Raw genomic sequence first — 16,779 nt, 5'->3', positions numbered from 1 at the left:
GTGACTGCCATGAACACGATGAACAGAGCGCCGGGTGCGGACGAGCGGACGCCCGCCCCCCACGCCGCCGACCGGCACGACCTGATCCGCGTGCACGGCGCGCGGGAGAACAACCTCAAGGACGTGAGCATCGAGATCCCGAAGCGCCGGCTCACGGTCTTCACCGGCGTCTCCGGCTCGGGCAAGAGCTCCCTCGTGTTCGACACGATCGCCGCCGAGTCGCAGCGGCTGATCAACGAGACGTACAGCGCCTTCGTCCAGGGCTTCATGCCGACGCTCGCCCGGCCCGAGGTCGACGTCCTCGAAGGCCTGACGACCGCGATCATCGTCGACCAGCAGCGCCTCGGAGCGGACCCCCGGTCCACCGTCGGCACCGCCACCGACGTCAACGCGATGCTGCGGATCCTCTTCAGCCGCCTCGGCGAGCCGCACATCGGCCCGCCCGGCGCCTACGCCTTCAACGTCCCCTCGGTCCGGGCCAGCGGCGCGATCACCGTCGAGCGCGGCGACAGGAAGGCCGAGAAGACGACCTTCGAGCGCACCGGCGGCATGTGTCCGGGCTGTGAGGGCCGGGGCACGGTCTCCGACATCGACCTCGGCCGGCTCTACGACGACTCCAAGTCGCTCGCCGAGGGCGCGCTCACCGTCCCCGGCTACACCCCGGGCGGCTGGAACCACCGCCTCTACAGCGAGTCCGGCCTCGTCGACCCGGACAAGCCGATCCGCGAGTACACCGAGAAGGAACTCCGGGCCTTCCTCCACCACGAGCCGGTCCGGATGAAGATCGCCGGGATCAACATGACCTACGAGGGTCTGATCCCGCGCATCCAGAAGTCCTTCCTGGCCAAGGAGAAGGAGGGCATGCAGCCCCACATCCGGGCGTTCGTCGAGCGGGCCGTCACCTTCACCACCTGCCCCGACTGCGACGGCACCCGGCTCAGCGAGGGCGCCAGGGCGTCGAAGATCGGGCGGATCAGCATCGCCGACGCCTGCGCGATGCAGATCAGCGACCTCGCCGCCTGGGTCCGCGGCCTCGACGAGCCCTCGGTGGCCCCGCTGCTCACCGCGCTCCAGCGAACCCTGGACTCGTTCGTGGAGATCGGTCTCGGCTACCTCTCCCTCGACCGCCCCTCGGGCACGCTGTCGGGCGGCGAGGCACAGCGCGTCAAGATGATCCGCCACCTCGGCTCCTCGCTCACCGACGTCACGTACGTCTTCGACGAGCCCACCATCGGCCTGCATCCGCACGACATCCGGCGGATGAACGACCTGCTGCTCCAGCTGCGCGACAAGGGCAACACGGTGCTCGTCGTGGAGCACAAGCCGGAGGCCATCGCGATCGCCGACCACGTGGTCGACCTCGGCCCCGGCGCCGGCACGGCCGGCGGCACCGTCTGCTTCGAGGGCACCGTGGACGGACTGCGGGCCTCCGGCACCGTCACCGGCCGCCACCTCGACGACCGGGCCGCCGTCAAGGAATCGGTCCGCAGGCCCACCGGGGCCCTGAGGATCCGCGGCGCGTCGACGCACAACCTGCGCGACGTCGACGTCGACATCCCGCTCGGCGTGCTCACCGTCGTGACCGGCGTCGCCGGCTCCGGCAAGAGCTCGCTCGTGCACGGCTCGATCCCCGCAGGCGAGGAGGTGGTCTCCGTCGACCAGGGCGCGATCCGCGGCTCCCGGCGCAGCAACCCCGCCACGTACACCGGGCTGCTCGACCCGATCCGCAAGGCCTTCGCCAAGGCCAACGGCGTGAAGCCCGCGCTGTTCAGCGCCAACTCCGAGGGCGCCTGCCCCACCTGCAACGGCGCGGGCGTCCTCTACACCGACCTGGGGATGATGGCCGGCACCTCCTTCACCTGCGAGGACTGCGAGGGCAAGCGGTTCCAGCCCTCGGTGCTCGAACACCTCCTCGGCGGCCGGGACATCAGCGAGGTGCTCGCCATGTCCGTGACCGAGGCCGAGGAGTTCTTCGGCTCCGGAGAGGCGCGCACCCCGGCCGCGCGGCGGATCCTGGCCCGGCTCGTCGACGTCGGGCTCGGCTACCTGAGCCTCGGCCAGCCGCTCACCACGCTCTCCGGCGGCGAGCGACAGCGCCTCAAGCTGGCCACGCACATGGGCGACAAGGGGGGCGTCTACGTCCTGGACGAGCCGACCACCGGCCTCCACCTCGCCGACGTCGAGCAGCTCCTCGGCCTGCTCGACCGGCTCGTGGACTCCGGCAAGTCGGTCATCGTCGTCGAGCACCACCAGGCCGTCATGGCGCACGCCGACTGGATCATCGACCTGGGCCCCGGCGCGGGCCACGACGGCGGGAAGATCGTCTTCGAGGGCACGCCCGCCGACCTCGTCGCGGCCCGCTCGACCCTCACCGGCGAGCACCTCGCGGAGTACGTCGGCGCCTGACCCGTCCGACGGCGGCGACCCGGGGCCCAGGCCCCGCCGGGTCGCCGCTCAGCGGGACGCGAGGGGAAAGAGCGCCCTGGGGACCTCCACACAGGCGTCCCGCGAGACCGGTCCGCCGAACCGCAGCCGGTCGTACGCCGTGAACGCGGGCTCCAGGGCGTCCAGCTCGTCCACGCATGCGTGGAGGGCGGCGCGCCACTCCGGCGAGGGGTCGTCCCCGGCCTCCGCGAGGCGCGCGGTGATCTCCGCCGTCAGCTCGTCCTTCCGGTGGATGTTCGCCGGAGTGACCGCGTGCAGGCAGACGTACCGGCCGCTCAGATACGCCGCCCACTCCTCCTCGCCCCGGTCCGGGTCCTCCCAGTGCCCGGTGAACCACGCGCGCAGGCGGTCGACGCCGCCCGCCGCGTCGGCGAGCGCGAACAGATCGCGCGGCACCATCTCGGCGCCGTCCGACCGCAGGTAGCCGGGCAGCGGCAGCAGTCCCGCGAGCATCAGCGACCGGACCTCGTCGGGGTCCCGGCCGAGTGCGGCGCACAACGCGTCCAGCGGGACGAACTGGGCGGTGACGTACGCGTCGTCGGCGGCGGTCATCGGATGGTCGCCGTTCAGCTCGCGGAACCGCTCGGCGATCCGCACGGACGGCACCGCCTCTTCCGCCGCCCGGTCCTCCGCCGCCGCCCGGTCCGTCAGTGCCCGGTCCGTCATCGCGTCGCTCCTCGGAAAAGCCGCCCGGGCCGGCCCCGGGCGGTCTTCCCGCAGGTTAGGAGCCGGACCGTGCGGCGCCCACCGAACCGTCGCCGGCACGACCCGGGCCCGGTGTCTCCAGCGGCGCCGCACGACCGGCGGTCCACGGGGCGGGCGTCAGGCCCGCCGGGCCGCCGCCCTGCGCCGCCACCCCCACAGGGCGAGCGCGGCGGCGCAGGCCGAGCCCACCAGGGTCAGCGGAAGGCCGGCCGACGGGCCCGAGGACCCCGCCTCCAGGGTCCTCCTCGCGGGCGCGGCCGCCGTCTCGGCCCCGGGCCGGGGCGCCGCCGCCGCGCCCCGCCCCTCCCGGTCCGCCGTCTTCGCGCCGCGTCCCTCCCGGGCCACCGACACGGCCCGCGCGCCCGGATCGACCGCTGCCTTCGCCCGCACCGGCGCGAGCGAGCCCACCGGCCGCACCCGGCCCGCGGCCCCGAAGCCCCAGTCGAGCAGCGACCGGGCCTCCTCGTACACGGCGAAGCCGCCGCCCTCCTGGGGGTTCATCACCGACACCACGAGCGTCCGGTCACCGCGCCGGGCCGCCGAGATCAGGGTGTTGCCCGCGTTGCTCGTGTAGCCGTTCTTGATCCCGAGGAGTCCGGGGTAGCGGCCCACCCCGTCCGCGCCCGTCAGGAGCCGGTTGGTGTTGGCGATGCCGTACGACCAGGAGCCGGCCGGGAAGTCCGCGTACGCCGTCGAGCAGTACCGGGCGAACTCCGGGTCCTGGAGCCCGGCCCGGCCGAACACCGCCAGGTCGTACGCGGAGGACACCTGCCCGGGGGCGTCGTACCCGTCGGGGGAGACCACGTGGGTGTCCTGGGCGCCCAGGGAGCGGGCCTTCTCCTGCATCTGCCGGGTCATCGACTCCCAGCCGCCGTTCATCGCCGCCAACACGTGCACGGCGTCGTTCCCCGAGCTGAGGAAGACGCCGTTCCACAGGTCCGAGACCTTGTACGTGTACCCCTCCTTCACCCCGACCAGGCTGCTTCCGGACCCGATCCCGGTCAGCTCGGCATCGGCCACGGTGTGCCGCTCGGACGGCGCGTGGTGGGGGAGGGCGGTGAGCGCGAACAGCGCCTTGAGGGTACTGGCCGGAGGCAGCTTCCGGTGCGCGTTCCGCGCGGCGAGCACCTCGCCCGAGGAGGCGTCCGCCACGACCCACGACAGCGCGGAGACCGACGGCAGGGAAGGGGCTCCCGGCAGCCGCTGCACCTGCGTGCCCTGCCGGTCGAGGCGCACCGGGTCGACGTACTGGCGCGCGGGCGGCGTGGGCTCCCCGACGAAGGACGTGACGGGGGTGGCGGGGGAGGCGGCGGCCGCCGGAACGGGCAGCACGAACAGCAGCGCCGCGGAACCGGCGGCGGCATGACGGACAGCTGACGTGACGATCATTCAGTCACCGTAGGAAGGAGGTGCGGAGCGCGCAGATCGGAGTGCGCCGACCGGCGTAGCGGGTGGGGCGTACGGCGGCGCGTCGTGCCTCCGCCCGGGTGGCACCCCGGCGGCCGGGGCCCGCGCACGCGCCGGACGCCGCGAGCCCCGCCCTCCGGGCGGACGGCGCTACTTTCCGGACGCGCCCCGGAGGCGTGTCGCGGTGCGGACGAGGTCGGCGACGGCTTTGGACCTGCTGTGCGGTGGCCAGGCGATGACGGTCGTGACGGCCGGCGCGTCCGGTACCGGCACCGTCGCGTGATCGTCGCGCAGGTGGACGCGGAGGGACTCGGGCACGACCGCGCAGGCCCGTCCGAGCGCGATCAGCTGGAACAACTGGGTGTGGTCGCGCACCTGCGGGCCGGGGCCGTCCGGAGGCGCCCCGCCCCGCCGGGGCCAGCGCGGCAGGGGCAGGCCCGTCAGCGTGGTGACCTCGGCCATCGACACATGGGGTCGGCCGGCCAAGGGGTGCCCCGCGGGCAGGACCACGACCTGCCGTTCGGTGTACAGGTCCTCGGTGTCGAGTCCGGCCGTCGTGTCGAAGGGCCGCTGGAGCAGGGCGACGTCGGCGCGCCCGTCGCGCAGCAGCCCCTCCTGCTCGCCGGGCCCGCACAGCACCACCTCGACGGCGACCGCGCCGGGCTCGGCGGCGTAGGCCTCCAGCAGCTTCGCCAACAGTTCGCCGGCCGCTCCGGCTTTCGTGGCCAGCACCACGCCGGACGGTGCGGCAGCTGCGCGGCGGGTGCGGCGTTCGGCGGCTTCGACCGCGTCGAGTGCGGCCCGGGCCTCCCGCAGAAGCACCGACCCGGCCTCGGTCAAGGCGACTGCGCGAGCGGTGCGGTCGAGCAGAACCACCCCGAGCCGCCGCTCGAGCCGCTGGATCGCCCGCGACAGCGGTGGTTGGGCCATGGCGAGCCGCCGCGCCGCCCGCCCGAAGTGCAGCTCCTCCGCGACGGCGACGAAGTACCGCAACTCCCGCGTCTCCACCGCGTCATCGTATCCGCCCGCTCACCACGACCGATATCCGTGCGGTATCGACGCCCACCCGGTCGGTCTTGGACGTCCGGTCCGGGTCCGCGCCACGCTCGGTGGCATGAGCGAACAGACGATCGCGCTGGTGACCGGCGCGAACAGAGGAATCGGGTACGAGATCGCGGCGGGCCTGGGCGCCCTCGGCTGGCGAATCGGCGTGGGCGCGCGGGACCGACAGCGCCGCGACACCGCGGTGGAGAAGCTGCGCGCGGCCGGGGCCGACGCGTTCGGCGTTCCGCTCGACGTGACGGACGACGCGAGTGCGGCCGCCGCGGCCGAACTGATCGCCGACCGCGCCGGAGGGCTCGACGTCCTGGTCAACAACGCCGCGATCACCGGCGGCATGCCGCAGACGCCCACCGCGGTCGATCCCGCGACCGTACGGGGCGTCGTGGAGACCAACGTGATCGGGGTCATCCGCGTCACCAACGCGATGCTGCCCCTGCTGCGCGCCTCGGCATCGCCGCGGATCGTCAACATGTCCAGCAGCGTCGGCTCGCTCGTCCTGCAGACCACGCCCGGCATCGACATGGGCCCGGTCCCCGCCGCGTACCTGGCGTCCAAGACCTTCCTCAACGCCGTCACCGTCCAATACGCCAGGGAACTGGGCGACACCGGCATCCTGATCAACTCCGGCTGTCCCGGCTTCACCGCCACCGGCCTCAACGGCTTCCGGGGCGTCCGCACCCCCCACCAGGGCGCGGCGATCGCGATCCACCTCGCGACCCTGCCCGACGACGGACCGACCGGCGGGTTCTTCGACGACGGCGGAACAGTGCCCTGGTGATGCGTGGACCGCGAGCCGTACGTTCCGCGTTCCCGGGCGGACGACCCGGCCCGGTGTGCCGCGGCCGGCCTGCCGGACGACCCGGGGTCCGCGAACAAGCCCGCGCCGGCGCCGACGGGCAGCGCCGCCGTGACGCGTCCCGAACGTCGGCCGGAGTACGGTTCCCGTCGGGCAACTCCGTACGAAAAGACCGGGGTTGACCGTAGGATCTGACCGCCCACCTGCCGAGACGGCCCCGCAGTCAGGAGTCCCTTCCTTGAACACCCCGCACCCCGCCCCGCCGTACCGCATGGACCCGGCCGGCGGCTGCCCGCACGCGGCGAACGCCCGGCTGCTCGCCGAGGGCGCCGTGGCCCCCGTGGTGCTGCCCGGCGAGATCGAGGGCATGGCGGTGCTCGGCCACGACGCGCTGCGCGACTTCCTCTCCCACCCCGACGTCGCCAAGGGCCCCCAGCACTTCACCGCCCTCGCCGAGGGCCGCATACCCGACGGCTGGCCGCTGCGGACCTTCGCCACCGTGCCCGGCATGACCACCGCGGACGGAGCCGACCACCGCCGGCTGCGCACCCTCGTCAGCAGCGCCTTCACCGCCCGCCGGGTCGAGGAGCTCCGCCCGCGCGTCGAGACCGTCACCGCCGGCCTCCTCGACGGGCTCGCGGAGGCCGCCCGCGCGGACGGCGGCGTCGCCGATCTGCGCCGCCACTACGCGCTGCCCCTGCCGCTCGGCGTCATCTGCGAACTCCTCGGCGTCGACCCGGCCCACCAGGACCGGCTGCACCACCTCTCCAGCCTGGTCGTCGCCACCGACACCGAGCCCGCGCGGGCCGTCGCCGCCAACCGCGAGCTCGTCGAACTCCTGGGCTCCATCGCCGCCGACAAGGCCGCCGCGCCCGGCGACGACCTCACCAGCGCCCTCATCGCCGCCCGGGACGAGGGCGGCGACCGGCTCGGCCAGCACGAACTCATCGGCACGCTGCTCCTGATGATCATCGCGGGCCACGAGACCACCCTGAACCTCGTCACCAACGCGGTCCGCGCGCTCTGCGCCCACCGCGAGCAGCTCTCCCTCGTCCTCGACGGCCGCGCCGGCTGGGCCGACGTGGTGGAGGAGACCCTCCGCTGGGACAGCCCGGTCAGCTACTTCCCGTTCCGCTACCCCACCCGTGACCTCACCGTGGACGGCACCCTCATCCCGCGGGGCACCCCCGTCCTCGCCGGGTACTCGGCGGCGGGCCGCGACACGAAGGCGCACGGCCCGGACGCCGACCGCTTCGACATCACCCGCGCCGGGGCGGTGAAGCACCTCTCGCTCGGCCACGGCCCCCACTACTGCCTGGGCGCCCCGCTCGCCCGGATGGAGGCGGCGATCGCCCTGGAGGCGCTCTTCACCCGCTTCCCCGACCTGGACCTCGCGGTCCCGGAGGCCGAGCTGACCCGCCACTCCGGCTTCGTCGGCAACAGCGTCCGGGCCCTCCCCGTCCGCCCGGGCGCCTGACCGCCCCCGCCCTCAGCCGGTCCGCCCCCAGGCGTTCGCGGGGGAGGCCCGCAGGGAGGAGACGAGGCGCAGCAACCGGTCCTCGTTCCCGGCGAGACCGGCGGCGCGGAGCGCCTCGTCGGCCTCCGCCATCGGGTGGGTGAGCATCGCTCCCGCGTACGGGGCGAGCTGCGGGTCGGTCAGCACGGCCTGAGTGGATTCGAGCAGCCGCAGGTACGCCTGGGCGGCCGCGCGCTCGCTGGCGGTGATCGTGGTCATGTCGGGCTCCCTCTCGACAGTTCGGCGCTCACCACCCTCTCGCACGGGTCTGACAATCGGGCTCAGGCCCGTCCGTCGAGGTGGGCCGTCAGCCGCTCCAGGAACACCCGCTGCCCGGAGACGAGCAGCGGAGCGGCAGCCTCCGGAGTGAACCAGCCCACCCGGTCGATCTCCGGGAACGCCTCCCGGACGCCCGACCGGGGCGGCCACTCCATGACGAAGGTCCCCGGCACCACCTCGGCCGGGTCGAGGTCGCCCTCGACGGCCCACATGGTGACGAGCTTCCCGTTCCGCTGGCGGGCCTCGCCGAGGGCGAACCACGCGCCGTCGGGTGCCGGGAGGCCCAGCTCCTCCTGGAACTCGCGGCGCGCCGCGGCCTCGGGCGTCTCGTCGGGCTCGTACTCCCCCTTGGGGATCGACCAGGCCGACTCCTCGCGGGACGACCAGAAGGGCCCGCCCATGTGACCGATGAGGACCTCCACGCCCCCGGCCGCCGTACGGCGGAAGACCAGGAGACCCGCGCTGCGCTTGTCCGGCATGCGCTCCAGTGTGGCCGAAGGGCCCGCCCGCCGCAGCCCCCGCGGCGCCGTCCCTACTCCTCCGCGTCCACCGCCACCGGGCCGCCCGCGAGGTCCACGCCGCTCGTCCACCGGGGCCCGAGCCGCACCGAACGCCACGGGACGAGCGTTCCGCCCAGCCGCTCCCGCCGCAGCGGGACGCCGTCCTGGGCGACGGTCAGGACCGGACGCGAGAGCCGCCGCTCCGGCCGTACCAGCAGGGGGGCGGCCTCCGGGCCCAGCAGACCGGGCGTCACCCAGCGCAGCGGGCCCGCCGCCGTCACGGGCACTCCGGGGGCGGGCCAGGGGCGGCCGCCGAGCCGTTCGAGCACCGCCCCGGCCGCCGCGCGCCCCTCGGCGGCGGCCACGAGCGCCGGCTCCACCCCGCGCAGGAGGTTGCCGACGGCGAAGACGCCGGGCTCGGCGGTGCGGAAGTCCCGGTCCGTCACGGGGCCCCGGGTGCCGGGCGCGAGCGGCAGCCCGCGGGCGCGGGCGAGCTCGTGGTCCGGGATCCAGTCCCCGGTGAAGACCACCGTGTCGCACCGCAGCACCGTGGTCCGGCCGTCCCCGCCCCGCACCGCGACCCCCGTCAGCCGACCGCGTCCGAGGAGCTCCGTCACGACCGCGCCGACGAGGACCGGCGCTCCGGCGAACGCGACGGCGGGGGAGGGGAGTCCGGTGACGACGGCCACCACGTCCACTCCGGCCGCGCGCAGGGTGCGCGCCGCGCCCCGGGCCACCGGGTCGCCGCCGACGACCACGGCCCTGCGCCCGATGCGCTCCCGTCGCGGCCCGAAGCGCAGCACCGTCCGCTGGAGTTCGCCGGTGGTCAGCACCCCCGCGGGCCGCGTGCCCGGGACGAGCCGGGCGCTGCGGGGCCGTTCGCGGGCCCCGGTGGCGAGGACCACCGCATCCGCCCGGACGCGTTCGAGGCCGGTGGGGGCGGTGACGTCCAGGGTGAGGGGCCCGGCCCAGCCGGTGGCCGAGACGCCGGTACGGATCGTCGCCCCCGCCCGCAGGGCCTCCCGCACCGCGCGCCGCGCGTACGCCGGGCCGTCCAGGGCGCGCCCCCGGGCGTCCGCGCCGAACCCCGGCCGGGAGCAGTGGCGCGGCACCCCGCCGGCCGCGGCCTCCCGCTCCAGGACCTCGACGCGGCCCGCGCCCGCCGCCGCGAGCCGCGCGGCGGCGGCGAGCCCGGCGGGCCCCGCGCCCACGACGAGGACGTCGACCGTACGGGTCACGACGCCCCCTCCCCGTACCGCACCGCCCGGCTCACCGTGTTCCCTCCCCGTACCGCACCGCCCGGCTCACCGCGCCGCCCTCTTCCCGTCCTCTTCCCGCGCCGCCTCACCGAACAGCGCCCGCACCTCCGCGCCGCAGTGGTGGCCCTGGCAGCGGCCGCCCCGGGCGCGGGTCCTCCGGCGCAGTCCGTCGAGGCCGCCGGGCGGGATCGTCGAGGCGAGCGCGGCCCGGATCTCGCCCCGGGTGACGCGCTCGCAGTGGCAGACGATCGTCCCGAACTCCGGGTCGCGCGCGATGAGTCCGGCGTCCCGGTACGGGCGGGGGAAGGCCTCGCCGAGGTTCGGCATCCGGACCGGGGCGAGCGGGCGGGCCGGCCCCGGATCGAGGCCGCAGTCCGCGAGGAGGCCGAGCACGTGCTCGGCGATGGCCAGGGAGGCGGTGAGCCCGGTGGAACGGATCCCCCCCACCGTCACGTACCGCAGCCCGGGGTGGGCGGCGATCCGGTAGTCCTCCTGCCCGGTGGCGGCCCGCAGCCCCGCGTAGACGGCGGTGACCTCCTCGTCGAGGAGCGCGGGGAGGATCCGGCCGCCCTGCTCGCGCAGCCCGGCGAGCCCCTCCGCCGTCGTGCCCGTGGCGGTCTTGTCGTCCAGGTCCTCGGCGGTGGGTCCGAGCATGACGTTCCCGTACACCGTCGGCGAGACGAGCACGCCCTTGCCGAGCGGCCCGGGCACCGGCAGCAGGATGTGCCGGACCAGGTCGCGGGCGAACTTGTCGAAGACGAGCAGCTGGCCCCGGCGCGGGGTGACGGTGAAGTCCTCCCGGCCGACCAGCGCGTCGAACGCGTCGGCGTGGAGGCCGCAGGCGTTCACCAGGAGACGGGTCCGCAGCACCCCGCGCCGGGTGACGAGCCGGTGGTACGGGCCGCCCGGACGCACCTTCTCCACCCGGCAGTTCAGATGCAGGTCCACCCCGGAGCGGACGGCCTGCGTGGCGTACGCGAGGGTGGTCGTCCACGGGCAGATCACGGCCTCGCCCGGCACTTCGAGGGCGCCCAGGGCGCCGCGGCCCAGGTGGGGCTCGCGCGCCGCGAGTTCCTCGGCGGCGAGCAGCCGGGTGGTGCGGTGGCCGTTGCGCTCCGCCTTCTCCGCGAGCCGGGGGAGCGCCGCCCGCTGCTGCTCGTCCCAGGCGACGAGCAGCGCCCCGAGCGGCTCGACCGGGATGCCCGCCTCCCGCGCGTACGCGCCGAGCAGTCGGTGCCCCTCGCGCACCAGCCGGGCCTCCAGAGTGCCGGGCACCGCGTCGAAACCGGTGTGCAGAATGGCGGTGTTGGCCTTCGAGGTGCCGTCGCCGACGTCGTCCGCGGCCTCCACGAGGGCGATCCGCAGCGGATGGCGGGCCAGGGCCCGGGCGATCGCGGAACCGACGACGCCCGCGCCGACGACCACGACGTCGTACTCCGCGGCCTCGCCGGCGGGCAGCGGCCCGGTCCGCGTCACGCTCATGCGGCCCCGCCGCCGACGCCACCGCCCGCGCCGGCCGCGTCGTGGGCGCCGGCACCGGCGCCGTCCGTACCGGGCGTGCCGCCGGAGCCGTCGCCCGCGCCCGCCGCCCGCCCCACCAGGGCCGACACCTCCGCGCGGAAGCGCGCGAGGCGCGCCGCCGCCTCGTCGCCCGAGATCCGGGGTTCGTACACGGCCGAGGGCTTCCACTCCGGCACGGCCTCGCGGAGCGTGAGCCCCGGCTGGTGTCCGAGCCGGGCGACCGCGCCGACCCCGAGTGCCGTGGCGTCGGGCAACGAGGAGACCTCGACGGGGAGTTGCAGGAGATCGGCCTGGGTCTGCATGAGCAGCGCCGACCGGGTCAGACCGCCGTCGGCGCGCAGCGAGGTCAGCGGTGCGCCCCGGTCCGAGGCGGCGGCCGCGGCGAGTTCCACGACCTGGGCGGCGATGCCCTCGCACAGGGCGCGCACCAGATGGCCCGGCCCGGTGTCCAGGCCGAGGCCGCTGAGCGAGCCGCGCACGTCCCCCCGCCACCAGGGCGCGGCGAGCCCCGCGAACGCCGGGACGAAGGTGACGCCGCCCGTGTCCGGGACGCCGCCGCCGACCGCGTCGAGCTCCCCGGCGCCGGAGATCACGCCCAGGTCGGTGAGCCAGCGCACGGCCGAGGCGACCGTGTACACCTGTCCGTCGAGGCAGTGGGTGACGCGTCCGCCGAGCCGCCAGGCCACGCAGGACACCAGGCCGGAGGCGGTGCGCCGGGGTTCGGGGCCGGTCCGCGCGAGGAGGAAGGCGCCGGTGCCGTAGGTGCACTTGGCGGCGGCGGGGTCGTCCGCGCTCTGGGCGAGCAGCGCCGCCTGCTGGTCCACCAGGAGGCCGGTGAGCGGCAGCGCGGGGCCGAAGGCGGTCGTGGTGCCGACCGGGGCGTCGCAGTCCACGACCAGGGGGAGGGCCTCGCCGCCGAGTCCGTAGAGGTCGAGGGCGGTCTCCGACCAGGCGACCGTGTCGAGGTCGAGGAGGCCGGTCCGTCCGGCGGTCGCAGCGTCCGTGACGAACGCGCCCGTGAGCCGGTGGACGAGCCAGGCGTCGCTGGTGGTGACCACTCCGGAGCCGGTGGCGTGGCGGCGGATCCAGGCCATCTTGGGCGCGGCGAAATAGGGGTCGACCGGAAGGCCGGTGAGGTGGCGCAGTTCCTCGGCGCGGTCGTCGAGACCGGCGCAGATCGCGGCGGCCCTGCGGTCCTGCCAGACGAGGGCGTCGGTGAGCGGTTCCCCGGTGGCGGGGTCCCAGGCGAGCACGGTCTCGCCCTGGTTGGCGAGGCCCACGGCGACGACCGGCACGTCCGCCTCGGCGAGCGCCGCCCGGCCGGCGGTGACCACGGAGTCGTACAGCTCACGGGGGTCGACCTCGACCAGGCCGCCGGGGAGGTGGCGGGGCCGGACGGGTGCCGTCCCGGTGCCGACGACACCGCGTTCGGGGCAGAGGACGAGGGCCTTCGTGCCCGACGTGCCCTGGTCGACGGCGAGTACCGCTCCGCCCGTCATCCCGCTGCTCCCTCGCTCGAACCGCTCGGTGATCGTCCGGTCACCGAAAGGGGTCAGAGTGCCGTCGCCGGAGCCCTTCGTCAAGGGTCGGCGGCCGAGCACGTCAGGTCCCTCGGAATACCTGACAGAAAGTCAAATTCAGTCGTTGGCTCAATAATTACTGTCGCAAAAGAAAGTGGACCGGTCGCGTCCAGAGCCCTCTATAGTGATCGCCGATCAACGGCCGGGACGCCCGCCGGGGGACTGACCACCCCCTCCATCCACCGAGGACCCATGTCACCCACACCACTCCCCACCCCCTGATGGCCGGACACGGATTCCGACCCGTCTACCACCCCGCCGGCCATGACCACGCCCTGCGCAACGCCGTCCAGGACCTGCGCACCGGCCGCTGGGTGTCCATGGCCCGTCTCCTCGACGAGACCTCCGACTGGGAGGCCTGGACCCGGCGCACCCAGGTCCTCGCCGCCGTCGCCGCGGGCAGCGACGTCGTCCCCATCTGGCGCGCCGAGCAGCCCGAGAGCCTCGCCGCCGCCGTGATGCACAGCCGGGTCGCCGTCGAGCGCGCCGTCCGCGCCCACCGGGCCGGCCACACCCGGACCCGGGAACTCTGGCAGGAGGCCCTGACCGCCTGCCGCGAAGCCTCCGACCGGGCGCCCGCCGACCCGGTGCCCTGGATCGGCCTGATCGCCCTCGCCGTCCTCGACGGCCGCCAGCGCATGGCCGAGCACCGGCTCACCCCGCCGGCGCCCATGCTGCCGCCCGGCCCCTGGGGCCTGCTCGCCGAGGTGGAGAAGCGGGACCCGCACAACCGCGAGGCCCACCACCGCATGCTGCAGTTCGTCTACTCCCGACAGTCCGGCCCCCTCTCCGAGGCGGTCAACTACTGCTACTGGGCCGCCAATTCGGCTCCCGTCGGCTCCGCCCTGCACGCCCTCCCGCTCTACGTCCGCGTCGAGCGCTACCGGCGCGAGCGCGGTCACGAGCGCGCCCTCGACCTCCACTGGGTGGCCGAGGACGCCGTCCGCGACGCCCAGCGCGCCCTCGACACCTGGTTCCTCTTCTGCGCCACCGACGAGGCCTCGCTGCTCGACCTCAACCACCTGGCGCACGCCCTCTTCGGCGCCCTCCGCTTCGCCGACGCGGCCCGGGTCTTCGAGGCCCTCGGTCCGTACTACACGACCCTCCCGTGGGCGTATCGCACCGCTCACCCGGACGACCGGGCCCGCGCCGAGGAGGTCTTCCTGCGCGCCCGCGCCCGCTGTCTCGGCGGCTGACGCGCCCCCGCGCCCCTCGCTTCCACCCCCCGCCCCCGCTCCCCCCGTCCCCCGGAGGTCCCATGTCCCGCACCGCCCCCGTCGACGCGATACGCAAGCCACCGCCGGCCCAGGACGAGGAGGCGAGACTCAGAGAGCTCGGCTACCAGCCCGTCCTCGCCCGCCGCATGGACGGCTTCGGCAACTTCGCGATCAGCTTCTCCGTCATCTCCGTCCTCTCCGGCTGCATGACCCTCTACGGCTTCGGCCTGGGCACCGGCGGCCCCTCCGTCATGCTGTGGGGCTGGGTCGGCGTCGGTCTCTTCGTCCTGTGCGTGGGCCTCGCCCTCGCCGAGGTCACCAGCGCCTACCCCACCTCCGGTGCCCTCTACTACATGGCCGACCGGCTCGGCGGACGCCGCTGGGGCTGGTACACCGGCTGGCTGAACCTGCTCGGTCTGCTCGGCGCCATCGCCGGCATCGACTACGGCGCCGCCCTCTTCACCGGGGCCTTCCTCAACCTCCAGTGGGGCTTCGTGCCCACCCCGGGCTCCACCTTCCTCATCTTCCTCGCCATCCTGCTGCTCCACGCCGGACTCAACCTCTTCGGCGTCCGCCTCGTCAGCGTCCTCAACTCGGTCAGCGTCTGGTGGCACCTGATCGGCGTCGCGGTCATCGTCGGCGCGCTCGCCTTCGTCCCCGACCGGCACCAGTCCGTGGAGTTCGTCTTCACCGAGTTCGTCGACGACACCGGTTGGGCCAACCCGTTCTACGTCGCCGCGATCGGCCTGCTCCTCGCCCAGTACACCTTCTCGGGGTACGACGCCTCGGCCCACCTGTCCGAGGAGACCTCCAACGCCTCCGTCACCGCCGCCAAGGGCATCGTCCGGGCCATCTGGGTCTCCTGGCTCGCCGGCTTCGCGCTCCTCGCCGGACTCACCTTCGCGATCCAGGACTACGCGGCCACCCAGAACAGCGCCACCGGCGTCCCGCCCGCCCAGATCTTCCTGGACGCGCTCGGCTCCGGCGGCGCCGCCGCCCTGCTGCTCGTCGTGATCGTCGCCCAGCTCTTCTGCGGCAACGCCGAGGTGGCCGCCGCCAGCCGCATGGTCTTCGCCTTCAGCCGCGACAACGCCCTTCCCGGCTCCGCGCTCTGGCGCAAGGTCAGCGGCAGCACCCAGACGCCCGTCCCCGCCGTCTGGCTCGCGGTCGTCGTGGCCGCGCTGCTCGCCGTCCCCTCGCTGTACTCGGCCACGGCCTACGGCGCCGTCACCGCGATCAACGTCATCGGCATCACCCCCGCGTACGCCATCCCCATCTACCTGCGGCTGCGCGCCGGAGACCGCTTCGTCCCCGGCCCGTGGAGCCTGGGCCGCTGGAGCAGGCCCATCGGCTGGATCGCCGTCGTCTGGGTGGCGTTCGTGACCGTCCTCTTCTGCCTGCCGCAGAAGTCCCCGGTGAACGTCGACACCATGAACTACGCCGCGATCGCGCTCGTCGTCGTCCTGCTCCTGGCCAGCGTCTGGTGGTACGTCGCCCGCCGCTCGTACGGCACGCCGACCGCGTACGGCACCGCCCGCGAGGAGGCCGAGATCGCCGAGGGCATCGTCTGACGACGGAGCCCGGCCCCCGGGGGCGTGCCCGATCCGATCGGGCACGCCCCCGTCCGCGTACCGCGGACCGGACGGGTCGGGGTCAGGCGCTGAACTCGTAGGTCCAGGCGGCCGACCGGGCCGAGACGTCGATGTCCGTGATCTCCAGGGCGTGGCCGTGCTGGTCGCTGACGACCCGGTGGACGAGCAGCCGCGCGGCGCCGCCGGCCGTGGTCGTGGCCGGACCGGGAGGGACGCCGACCGACTCGCGGTGGATGATCCGCAGTCCCGCCTGGTGCATCCAGTGATAGAGGAGCCGCAGGTCGGGCTGGCGGAGGCAGTCCCTGCCCCGGCGGTACCGGGAGAGCTGCGGGATCTCGGCGAGGGCCGGCCGGGAGAACCACGACACCGCCCGCTGGAGCGTCGCCCCGTGCGGTCCGAGGACCGTGTGCCGGTGGACGAGGGTCGGCTCTCCCGGGGTGAGCAGGAGCCGTGAGGCCAGGGCGGCGGGCGGCGGCTCCCAGGCGAGGGAGGCCCGGACGAGCGCCTCGGCCGCCCGCGGTCCGCCGGGGAACGTCGGCCGGCGGGCCGCGAGGACGGGGTGGGCCGGCTCGGGCCCGGTCCCCTCGACGGCGGCGAAGGTGCCGCGCCGGTCGGTGACCACGAGCCTTTCCTCCCTGAGGAGTCGAAGCGCGCTGCGGACGGTCTGCCGGTTGACGTGGTGGCGCTGGGACAGCGTTCGTTCCGACGGGAGCCGGCTGCCGGGGGAGATGCGCCGCTGGGCGAGGTCCTCGCGCAGGGCGGCGGCGACCCGGAGGTAGAGCGGCGTTTCCGCCGCCTCGGAATCGGGCTCGACCATGATCAACCCTCTCTTTGCTCAGCGTGACGACAGGGTGCGCCTGGGTGATCAATTCCTATCATTGGTCTAAACCATTTATCCAG

At 74.8% G+C, this 16,779-nt stretch carries 14 protein-coding genes; 5 read left to right on the top strand and 9 right to left on the bottom strand.

What is annotated here, in order from left to right:
* The first annotated feature begins 18 nt into the window (after positions 1-18).
* A complete protein-coding gene (locus tag IE180_RS18280) occupies positions 19-2,406 on the top strand; it encodes an excinuclease ABC subunit UvrA (protein ID WP_190157994.1) in 2,388 nt (795 codons plus the stop codon).
* 48 nt (positions 2,407-2,454) lie between these two features.
* On the opposite strand, the gene IE180_RS18275 is transcribed toward IE180_RS18280, so the two are convergent.
* The 3 genes from IE180_RS18275 to IE180_RS18265 all read right to left on the bottom strand — a co-directional run bounded on the left by IE180_RS18275 (position 2,455) and on the right by IE180_RS18265 (position 5,565).
* The gene (locus IE180_RS18275) at positions 2,455-3,111 is read right to left on the bottom strand and encodes a DUF6058 family natural product biosynthesis protein (protein WP_229860572.1); all 657 of its coding nucleotides are present in this window, start codon (positions 3,109-3,111) and stop codon (positions 2,455-2,457) included.
* Positions 3,112-3,267: 156 nt separating this feature from the next.
* Positions 3,268-4,539: a D-alanyl-D-alanine carboxypeptidase family protein gene (locus tag IE180_RS18270; protein ID WP_190157941.1), complete on the bottom strand. Its 1,272-nt coding sequence runs from the start codon at positions 4,537-4,539 to the stop codon at positions 3,268-3,270.
* A gap of 168 nt (positions 4,540-4,707) precedes the next feature.
* Positions 4,708-5,565 carry a LysR family transcriptional regulator gene (locus tag IE180_RS18265; protein ID WP_190157940.1) on the bottom strand — a complete coding sequence of 286 codons (858 nt, stop codon included), beginning with the start codon at positions 5,563-5,565 and terminating at the stop codon, positions 4,708-4,710.
* Between the two features lie 106 nt (positions 5,566-5,671).
* Between IE180_RS18265 and IE180_RS18260 the strand changes: the two genes are divergently transcribed.
* Complete coding sequence (locus IE180_RS18260; protein ID WP_190157939.1) at positions 5,672-6,397, top strand: SDR family NAD(P)-dependent oxidoreductase; 726 nt, start codon at positions 5,672-5,674, stop codon at positions 6,395-6,397.
* A gap of 289 nt (positions 6,398-6,686) precedes the next feature.
* Positions 6,687-7,892, top strand: coding sequence for a cytochrome P450 family protein (locus IE180_RS18255; protein ID WP_190157992.1), 1,206 nt, complete (start codon positions 6,687-6,689; stop codon positions 7,890-7,892).
* A gap of 12 nt (positions 7,893-7,904) precedes the next feature.
* Here the strand turns inward: IE180_RS18255 and IE180_RS18250 are convergent, their stop codons facing one another.
* The 5 genes from IE180_RS18250 to IE180_RS18230 all read right to left on the bottom strand — a co-directional run bounded on the left by IE180_RS18250 (position 7,905) and on the right by IE180_RS18230 (position 12,989).
* Positions 7,905-8,150, bottom strand: a complete 246-nt coding sequence (locus IE180_RS18250) for a hypothetical protein (RefSeq protein ID WP_190157938.1) — start codon at positions 8,148-8,150, stop codon at positions 7,905-7,907.
* A 62-nt stretch (positions 8,151-8,212) separates the two neighbouring features.
* Entirely contained in the window at positions 8,213-8,689 is a 477-nt protein-coding gene (locus tag IE180_RS18245) for an NUDIX hydrolase (protein WP_190157937.1), read from the bottom strand.
* A 53-nt stretch (positions 8,690-8,742) separates the two neighbouring features.
* Positions 8,743-9,948 (bottom strand): FAD-dependent oxidoreductase, encoded by a 1,206-nt coding sequence (locus IE180_RS18240; protein ID WP_190157936.1) that lies wholly within the window; start codon positions 9,946-9,948, stop codon positions 8,743-8,745.
* A gap of 66 nt (positions 9,949-10,014) precedes the next feature.
* Positions 10,015-11,451, bottom strand: a complete 1,437-nt coding sequence (locus tag IE180_RS18235) for an FAD-dependent oxidoreductase (RefSeq protein ID WP_190157935.1) — start codon at positions 11,449-11,451, stop codon at positions 10,015-10,017.
* Positions 11,448-12,989 carry an FGGY family carbohydrate kinase gene (locus tag IE180_RS18230; RefSeq protein ID WP_229860570.1) on the bottom strand — a complete coding sequence of 514 codons (1,542 nt, stop codon included), beginning with the start codon at positions 12,987-12,989 and terminating at the stop codon, positions 11,448-11,450. The genes IE180_RS18235 and IE180_RS18230 overlap by 4 nt, the downstream gene beginning before the upstream one ends.
* Positions 12,990-13,291: 302 nt before the next feature.
* Between IE180_RS18230 and IE180_RS18225 the strand changes: the two genes are divergently transcribed.
* Both IE180_RS18225 and IE180_RS18220 read left to right on the top strand, forming a co-directional pair.
* Entirely contained in the window at positions 13,292-14,266 is a 975-nt protein-coding gene (locus tag IE180_RS18225) for a hypothetical protein (RefSeq protein WP_190157934.1), read from the top strand.
* Between the two features lie 62 nt (positions 14,267-14,328).
* The gene (locus IE180_RS18220; protein ID WP_190157933.1) at positions 14,329-15,858 is read left to right on the top strand and encodes an amino acid permease; all 1,530 of its coding nucleotides are present in this window, start codon (positions 14,329-14,331) and stop codon (positions 15,856-15,858) included.
* A gap of 82 nt (positions 15,859-15,940) precedes the next feature.
* Here the strand turns inward: IE180_RS18220 and IE180_RS18215 are convergent, their stop codons facing one another.
* On the bottom strand, positions 15,941-16,696 hold the full coding sequence (locus IE180_RS18215) for a GntR family transcriptional regulator (RefSeq protein WP_190157932.1): 756 nt from the start codon (positions 16,694-16,696) through the stop codon (positions 15,941-15,943).
* Positions 16,697-16,779 lie beyond the last annotated feature (83 nt).

It is taken from the genome of Streptomyces litmocidini, assembly GCF_014649755.1.
Taxonomy (GTDB): Bacteria; Actinomycetota; Actinomycetes; order Streptomycetales; family Streptomycetaceae; genus Streptomyces; species Streptomyces litmocidini.
The sequence above is the reverse complement of the archived record's forward strand: the minus strand, read 5'-3'. Positions and strand labels throughout refer to the sequence as shown.

Excerpts from the sequence above, each read along its gene's own strand:
- IE180_RS18250 (WP_190157938.1), bottom strand. The coding sequence starts at position 8,150 with ATGACCACGATCACCGCCAGCGAGCGCGCGGCCGCCCAGGCGTACCTG.
- IE180_RS18245 (WP_190157937.1), bottom strand. The coding sequence starts at position 8,689 with ATGCCGGACAAGCGCAGCGCGGGTCTCCTGGTCTTCCGCCGTACGGCG.
- IE180_RS18270 (WP_190157941.1), bottom strand. The coding sequence starts at position 4,539 with ATGATCGTCACGTCAGCTGTCCGTCATGCCGCCGCCGGTTCCGCGGCG.
- IE180_RS18215 (WP_190157932.1), bottom strand. The coding sequence starts at position 16,696 with ATGGTCGAGCCCGATTCCGAGGCGGCGGAAACGCCGCTCTACCTCCGG.
- IE180_RS18280 (WP_190157994.1), top strand. The coding sequence starts at position 19 with ATGAACAGAGCGCCGGGTGCGGACGAGCGGACGCCCGCCCCCCACGCC.
- IE180_RS18275 (WP_229860572.1), bottom strand. The coding sequence starts at position 3,111 with ATGACGGACCGGGCACTGACGGACCGGGCGGCGGCGGAGGACCGGGCG.
- IE180_RS18235 (WP_190157935.1), bottom strand. The coding sequence starts at position 11,451 with ATGAGCGTGACGCGGACCGGGCCGCTGCCCGCCGGCGAGGCCGCGGAG.
- IE180_RS18220 (WP_190157933.1), top strand. The coding sequence starts at position 14,329 with ATGTCCCGCACCGCCCCCGTCGACGCGATACGCAAGCCACCGCCGGCC.
- IE180_RS18230 (WP_229860570.1), bottom strand. The coding sequence starts at position 12,989 with ATGACGGGCGGAGCGGTACTCGCCGTCGACCAGGGCACGTCGGGCACG.
- IE180_RS18225 (WP_190157934.1), top strand. The coding sequence starts at position 13,292 with ATGGCCGGACACGGATTCCGACCCGTCTACCACCCCGCCGGCCATGAC.
- IE180_RS18260 (WP_190157939.1), top strand. The coding sequence starts at position 5,672 with ATGAGCGAACAGACGATCGCGCTGGTGACCGGCGCGAACAGAGGAATC.
- IE180_RS18255 (WP_190157992.1), top strand. The coding sequence starts at position 6,687 with ATGGACCCGGCCGGCGGCTGCCCGCACGCGGCGAACGCCCGGCTGCTC.